The organism is Pseudomonas putida, assembly GCF_028682395.1.
Taxonomy (GTDB): domain Bacteria; phylum Pseudomonadota; class Gammaproteobacteria; order Pseudomonadales; family Pseudomonadaceae; genus Aquipseudomonas; species Aquipseudomonas putida_AB.
On record NZ_JANHLC010000016.1, the window covers coordinates 41,447 to 48,086 of the forward strand.

Sequence of the window (6,640 nt, forward strand, 5' to 3'; positions counted from 1 at the left end):
AATCATGAGTCTGCTCAATATCGGGATGTCGGGTATCAACGCCAGTTCGGCGTCGTTGGCTACGGTCGGTAATAACATTGCCAACGCCAATACCGCGGGCTACTCGCGCCAGCAAACGATTCAAGGCAGCAATGCCTCGAACCTCACTGGCGGCGTGTTTATCGGCAGCGGTACGACCCTGGCTGACGTGCGTCGGGTGTACAACTCCTTTCTCGATAGCCAGTTGCAGACCACCACGTCGCTGAGCAGCGATGCCAATGCGTACCTCGATCAGATCAACCCGCTGGACAAGCTGTTTTCCGACCGTACCACCGGTATCAGCGCGGTCCTGAGCAGTTTCTTCACCTCGGTCCAGACAGCGGCGGCGGACCCGACCAACAGTGCCTCGCGCCAATTGCTGCTGACCAATGCCCAGACCCTGAGCAACCGTTTCAATTCGCTGTCCTCGCAAATGCAACAGCAGAACGAGGGCATCAACAGCCAGCTGACCACGCTGACCGGCAAGGTCAATCAGTTGACGGCGTCCATCGCCGACCTGAACAAGCAGATCGCCCAGGTCACCACCTCGGCCGGCAGCGGCCCGAATAACCTGCTCGATGCGCGTAACGAGGCCGTCCGCTCGCTCAATGAGCTGGTCGGTGTGACCGTGCAGGAGCGTAATGGCAGCTACGATGTGTCCCTGGGGACGGGCCAGTCCCTGGTCCTGGGCGGCACCGCCAGCAAAATGTCGGCAGTCCCGTCGGGGATCGATAAGAGCCAATACAATATCCATGTCAGCTCCGGCAATTACTCCTCCGATGTGACCTCGGTGATTTCCGGTGGCCAGATTGGCGGTCTGCTGCGCTATCGCGAAGACGTGTTGACCCCGGCCATCAACGATCTGGGCCGTACCGCCTTGGTGGTGGCCGACCAGATCAACAAACAGTTGGGCCAGGGCCTCGATGCCAATGGCGAGTTTGGCTCGGCGATGTTCGCCAGCATCAACAGCGCCTCGGCGATCAGCCAGCGCAGCCTGGCGTCGTCCAATAACAGTACAGGTTCCGACAACCTGAGCGTCTCCATCAGCAACACCGGCGCGCTGACCACCTATGACTACGAAGTGACCTTTACGTCGGGCACCGAATACAGCGTCAAGCGTTCCGATGGCAAGGTGTTCACGGGGCCTTACGACACGGCCAACCCGGTCGAAATCGACGGTTTCAAGATTGCCCTGGACGGTAAAGGCAATCCCGGCGGCGTGGCGGCCGGCGACACCTTCAAGGTGGTCCCGACCCGCACCGGTGCGAGCAGCATCAACACGGTGATGACCGATTCGAACAAGATCGCTTTTGCCGGCGCGCTGGTTTCCAACACCAACACCGGCAATGGTGGTACAGGGGCCATGACCCAGCCGTCCCTGTCGGTGCCGCTGGATATCTATGGCGGTACGGGGCTGGCTGCCCAGCAGGCGGGCATCAAGAACTCGATGCCGGTCAGCCTGGTGTTTGGTGATGTCGCCGCCGACGGCACCCAGCCGTACAAGGTGTATTACAACGGCACCGAGATCGCTACGGCGGCCGGGACCATCGTGCCGGGCCAGAGCAACGACCTGAGTATCCAGGTGCCGATGCGCGATGCCAATGGCGCGGTGTTGACCCCAGCCCAGAGCTTCAGTTTTGACACCACCATCAGTGGTGCGCCGTCCAAGAACGACAAGTTCGAGGTTGGCTTCAACGTCAACGGCCAGAAAGACAACCGCAATGCCAATGAATTGCTCGGCTTGCAGACCAAGTCCACGGTGGGCCTGATCGATGGCAATGCCGGGATGAGCATGGGCGGTGCCTATAGCCGCCTGGTCGAGCAGGTGGGCGCCAAGGCCAGTCAGGCCATTGGTGACAGCACGGCCAGCGGCGCCATTCTGGCGCGGGCCAAGTCCGAGGTAGGGGCGGTCTCCCAGGTCAACCTGGATGAAGAAGCGTCCAACCTGATCAAGTTCCAGCAGTACTACACCGCGTCGTCGCAGATCATCAAGGCCGCGCAAGAAACCTTCAGCACGCTGATCAACAGTCTTTAAGGGAGTTTTCGACGATGCGTATTTCCACAGCCCAGTATTACGATACGAGTGCGGCTAAGTACCAGAGCAATTTCTCCTCGATCGTCAAGACCAACGAGCAGATCACCTCTGGCGTGCGGATCCAGACCGCTGGTGATGACCCGGTCGGCGCCGCCAAGCTGCTGATGCTGCAACAGCAGAAAGAAATGCTGACTCAGTACAGCGGCAATATGGGCAGCCTCAAGAACTCCCTGGCCAACGAAGAAAGCGTGCTCGATAGCATTAATACTGCCCTGCAGCGCGCCCGCGAGCTGGCACTGGGCGCCGGTGACGGCAGCAAGAGCGATGCTGACCGCAAGTCGATTGCCGAAGAGCTGTCCAACATCGAAGGCAATATCCTCAGCCTGCTCAACAGCAAAGATGCTTCGGGGCAGTACATGTTTTCCGGCTCGAAGACATCGACGCCGCCGTATGTGCGCAATAACGATGGCACCTACACCTACCAGGGTGACGACATGCAGCTGAACCTGCAGGTGTCCGACACCCTGTCGCTGGCCAGCAACGACACGGGCAAGAGCGTGATGGAATCGGCGATCAACTCGGGCCGGACCCAGGCGGCATTCGATACAACGCCGGCCACGCCTGCCGGTCTTACCAAGGCCAACGATGGCACGGTATCGGTGTCGGCCGGTTTGATGACGTCGAACTCGGCTTACACCAAAAGCTTTGCAGAGGGCGAGCCCTATAAGCTGGCGTTTACCAGCAGCACCGAATACAAGATTTTTGACAAGAACAACCAGGACGTCACTTCCCAGGTCTCTGGCAACGGCAAGTTCGATGCGACCAAGGAAGGCGGTTCCAAGATCAGCCTGCGCGGTGTCGAGTTCGATATCACGCTGCGGCTCAAGACACCTGCACCCCAGGCGTTCGATACCGTAACGAACCAGCCCAAGGTTGATGCGAATGGCGATCCGGTTCTGATGACCAACGACGAGCAGGTTGCCGGCTATACCTTCAACCTGGCGACCAAGCCTGAAAGCTTCAACAGCTCGCGCACGCCAAGCAACCCGTCCAGCACCCAGATCACCAGCACCACGATCACCAATAAGGCTGACTACACCAACGGTTTCCCCAGCAGCGGCGTGGTGATCAAGTTCGACGCCAATGGCACCGACTACAAGGTCTATGCCCAGCCGTATTCGGACACCAGCAAGTCGATTGGCGGCGGCGCGGCTACGGCGGCTCCGGCGCCGGCTCCAGCCGGTTCCATGACCGCGACCTTCAACGGTGTCAAAGTCGATTTTGGTGCGGCGCTGCAAGGCGGTGATCAGTTCGTGATCGGCTCCTCCAGCCACAAGACCCAAAGTGCCCTGGATACCTTGAGCCAGCTGCGCAAGGCTCTGGAAACCCCGTCCGATAACGATGTGATGGCGCAGATCCAGCTCAAGGATGCGCTGAATTCGGCCATCGGCAATCTGAGCAACGCCAGCGAGCAGGTGCTGAGTGTGCAGGGCGCCATTGGTGCGCGGTTGAACTCGATCGATATCCAGAGCGTTGAGAACAGCAGTCTGGACCTGGCCAATGGCAGCATCCAGGCCGCCATCGGCAACACCGATGTCGCAACGGCGTCCATCGACCTGGCGTTCCAGCAATCGCTGTTGCAGGCCTCGCAACTGGCCTTTGTCAAAATCTCCCAGTTGAGCCTGTTCAACAAAATGTAAGCCCGTTTGGACTGCCGGCACCCAGGTGCCGGCGGTTTTTCCTCGCTAGGCCCCCTCGCAGTACCGATTTTTTCCTCCAGGGCTTGATTGCGGCCCGTCTGCCTCGTTATCCAATAAGTGCTTGATCGTGCCTTTATGGCTGATTGTTTCTTGCGGGCGACGCATAATGCGTGACCTATGAGTCACAACGGGCATCTTCACTGTATCGTGCGAAAAAGGATGGCCGGGCGGGTGCCCCGGCCAGGCGTTTTGCGGCGTGTGCGCAAGAGCCTGCGACGCATTTTGACGCGGCGCAATCCACCCATTGTCAGCACCACTCGATCTTGCGAGCGGTGACCTCCGGTTATTCAGTATTGGGAAGCCACAATGATTGGCATAAAAAGCATCGCCAGCTACGTGCCAGAAGGCGGGCTGGACAATTACGCCCAGGGTGCGAAGTTCGCCAAGGATGAAGAGTTTATTCTCGGCAAGATCGGCTCGGCGTTCCTGCCGCGCAAGGAAGCGGTCCAGGAAACCTCCGATCTGTGCGTCGAGGCGGTCAATGCCTTGTTTGCCAACAACCCCGAACTCAAGCGCGAGTCCATCGATGCGCTGATCGTGGTCACGCAAAACGGCGATGAAGAGGGCTTGCCCCACACATCGGCGATTGTTCAGGACAAGCTGGGCTTGGCGACGCATGTCGCTGCGTTCGATATTTCCCTGGGTTGTTCCGGCTATGTCTACGGCATCTACGCCCTCAAGGGCTTTATGGAAGCCGCAGGGTTGAAAAACGGCCTGTTGGTCACCGCCGATCCGTATTCGAAGATCGTCGATCCAGAGGATCGCAACACCACCATGCTCTTTGGTGATGCGGCTACCGCCACCTGGATGGGCGAAGACGCCCCCTGGCAGTTGGGCAAGGCCAAGTTCGGCACCGACGGCTCTGGTGCGCCATACCTGAAGGTCAGCGACGGCGTGTTCTTCATGAATGGCCGCCAGGTCTTCAACTTTGCCTTGCTCAAGGTGCCGGCGCATCTGCATCAGTTACTCGATGAATCCGACCTCAAGCCGCAAGATATCGACGCCTTCTGCATCCACCAGGGCAGTGCGGCCATTGTCGACGCGGTGGCGCGGCGTTTTGAGGGCGAGCCGGAGAAATTCATCAAGGACATGCTCGAAACCGGCAACACGGTGTCTTCGAGTATTCCGCTGTTGTTGCAACACCACGTCCTCGACTCGAAATGGCAGCGCGTGGCGCTGAGCGGTTTCGGGGTCGGCCTGTCGTGGGGCTCGGCGGTCATTTATCGGCCTTGAGCCCAGGCTCATCGTACAGCGGTCCCAAAACGCCCAGGTCTTTGAAAACCTGGGCGTTTTGCTTGGCCCGACGGCTGCTTTTGGAGGCTGATGGCGAGTAGCCATAAAAAAGATAGTGGGATAACTCTCAAGAAAGGCTTTTTCTAGGCGATATAGGTGACGAAGGTTTTCTGGATGTGTCGGGTTTGCCCTCCAGCCGGAAGCCGCAGCACCCACCCACGAGGGATTCGTCATGGCTTTGTCCGTTAATACCAACATTACGTCCCTGGGCGTGCAGAAGAACCTGAACAAGGCTTCCGATGCGCTCAGCACCTCGATGAGCCGCCTGTCTTCGGGCCTGAAAATCAACAGCGCCAAAGACGACGCGGCTGGCATGCAGATCGCCAACCGTCTGACCAGCCAGGTCAAAGGCCTGACTGTTGCAGTGGCCAACGCCAACAACGGCGTGTCGATTGCCCAGACCGCTGAAGGCGCGATGCAAGAATCGACCAACATCCTGCAGCGTATGCGTGAGCTGGCCCTGCAATCGGCGAACGGCTCGAACAGCGATGACGACCGTACCTCCCTGCAACAGGAATTCACCGCGCTGACCGGCGAGCTGACCCGTATCTCGCAAACCACCAACTTCGGTGGTCGTAAACTGCTGGACGGTTCGTTCGATAACGTCGGCTTCCAGATCGGCGCCAACGCCAACGAAACCATTTCGTTCGGCATGAGCGACATCAGCGCCACTGGCCTGAAAGGTTCCTATGGCGAAGCCAAGGCTGCTGGCACCACCACAGCCCTGGCGGCGAACGTTACCGGTAGCGAAGGCAGCTTCGTCAATGGCTTTGCCACTACTACTGCCTATACCACCACCACCGCGGCTCGCGTTCTGACGGTCAATGGCACAGGTATCAACATCGGTACCGGCATCGACATCACGGCCGCTGCTGGCCTGATCAACGGGCAGACTGCCACGACTGGCGTCAAGGCTGAAGTCGTTGGTGGCAATCTCAAAATGACGTCGGCTACGGCGTTCTCGGTACAAGGTGACAACGTTGAAGTTGCACCGACTACCGCTACCGCGGCGACCGCGTTCTCCGGTCTGACCAAGGCTTCTCAGGTCAGCATCAATGGCACTGAGATCACCATCGCTGCCGGCCAGACCCTGGCGCAGGCCGTCACCACTATCAACACTCCGGCCACCGTCACCGCCACCGGCGTGACTGCTTCGGAGAAAGACGGTCGTCTGGTCCTGACTTCCGCTGACGGCAAAGCCATCAAGCTGGATAACGGTTCCGACGCCACTGACGGTCCGGGCGCGCTGTCGCGTCTGGGTCTGCAATCGGGCACCACCCAGGCCAAGCTGACCACCGATACCTCGGTGATCCTCAATGGCGTGGAAGTGAAGTTCAAGAAGGGCGACACTGCTGACTCGATCGTTTCCTCGATCAACAGCGCGAGCACTGGCGTCACCGCCAGCAAGAATGCTGACAACACCCTGGCGCTGTTCTCCAACAAGAGCTTCACCGTGGCCAACGGCAGTTCGGGCACTGGTCTGACCCAGCTGGGCCTGGCGGCAAACACGTTCACCGCCGTGACCGTGGAGACT

Annotated in this window: 4 protein-coding genes; all 4 read left to right on the forward strand. The window is 59.3% G+C overall.

All coding sequences use genetic code 11. From position 1 onward, the window contains the following. Positions 1 to 4: 4 nt before the first annotated feature. Positions 5 to 2,053, forward strand: a complete 2,049-nt coding sequence (gene flgK, locus NPS46_RS24550) for a flagellar hook-associated protein FlgK (RefSeq protein WP_274111852.1) — start codon at positions 5 to 7, stop codon at positions 2,051 to 2,053. Positions 2,054 to 2,067: 14 nt separating this feature from the next. Continuing rightward, on the forward strand, positions 2,068 to 3,753 hold the full coding sequence (locus tag NPS46_RS24555; protein WP_274111854.1) for a flagellar hook-associated protein 3: 1,686 nt from the start codon (positions 2,068 to 2,070) through the stop codon (positions 3,751 to 3,753). Between the two features lie 366 nt (positions 3,754 to 4,119). Next, complete coding sequence (locus tag NPS46_RS24560; RefSeq protein WP_274111856.1) at positions 4,120 to 5,046, forward strand: ketoacyl-ACP synthase III; 927 nt, start codon at positions 4,120 to 4,122, stop codon at positions 5,044 to 5,046. A 232-nt stretch (positions 5,047 to 5,278) separates the two neighbouring features. Further along, on the forward strand, positions 5,279 to 6,640 hold a 1,362-nt coding region (locus NPS46_RS24565), incomplete at its 3' end, for a flagellin hook IN motif-containing protein (RefSeq protein WP_274111858.1).

Coding starts and splice junctions, on each gene's coding strand:
- NPS46_RS24555 (WP_274111854.1), top strand. CDS start 2,068: ATGCGTATTTCCACAGCCCAGTATTACGATACGAGTGCGGCTAAGTAC.
- flgK (WP_274111852.1), top strand. CDS start 5: ATGAGTCTGCTCAATATCGGGATGTCGGGTATCAACGCCAGTTCGGCG.
- NPS46_RS24560 (WP_274111856.1), top strand. CDS start 4,120: ATGATTGGCATAAAAAGCATCGCCAGCTACGTGCCAGAAGGCGGGCTG.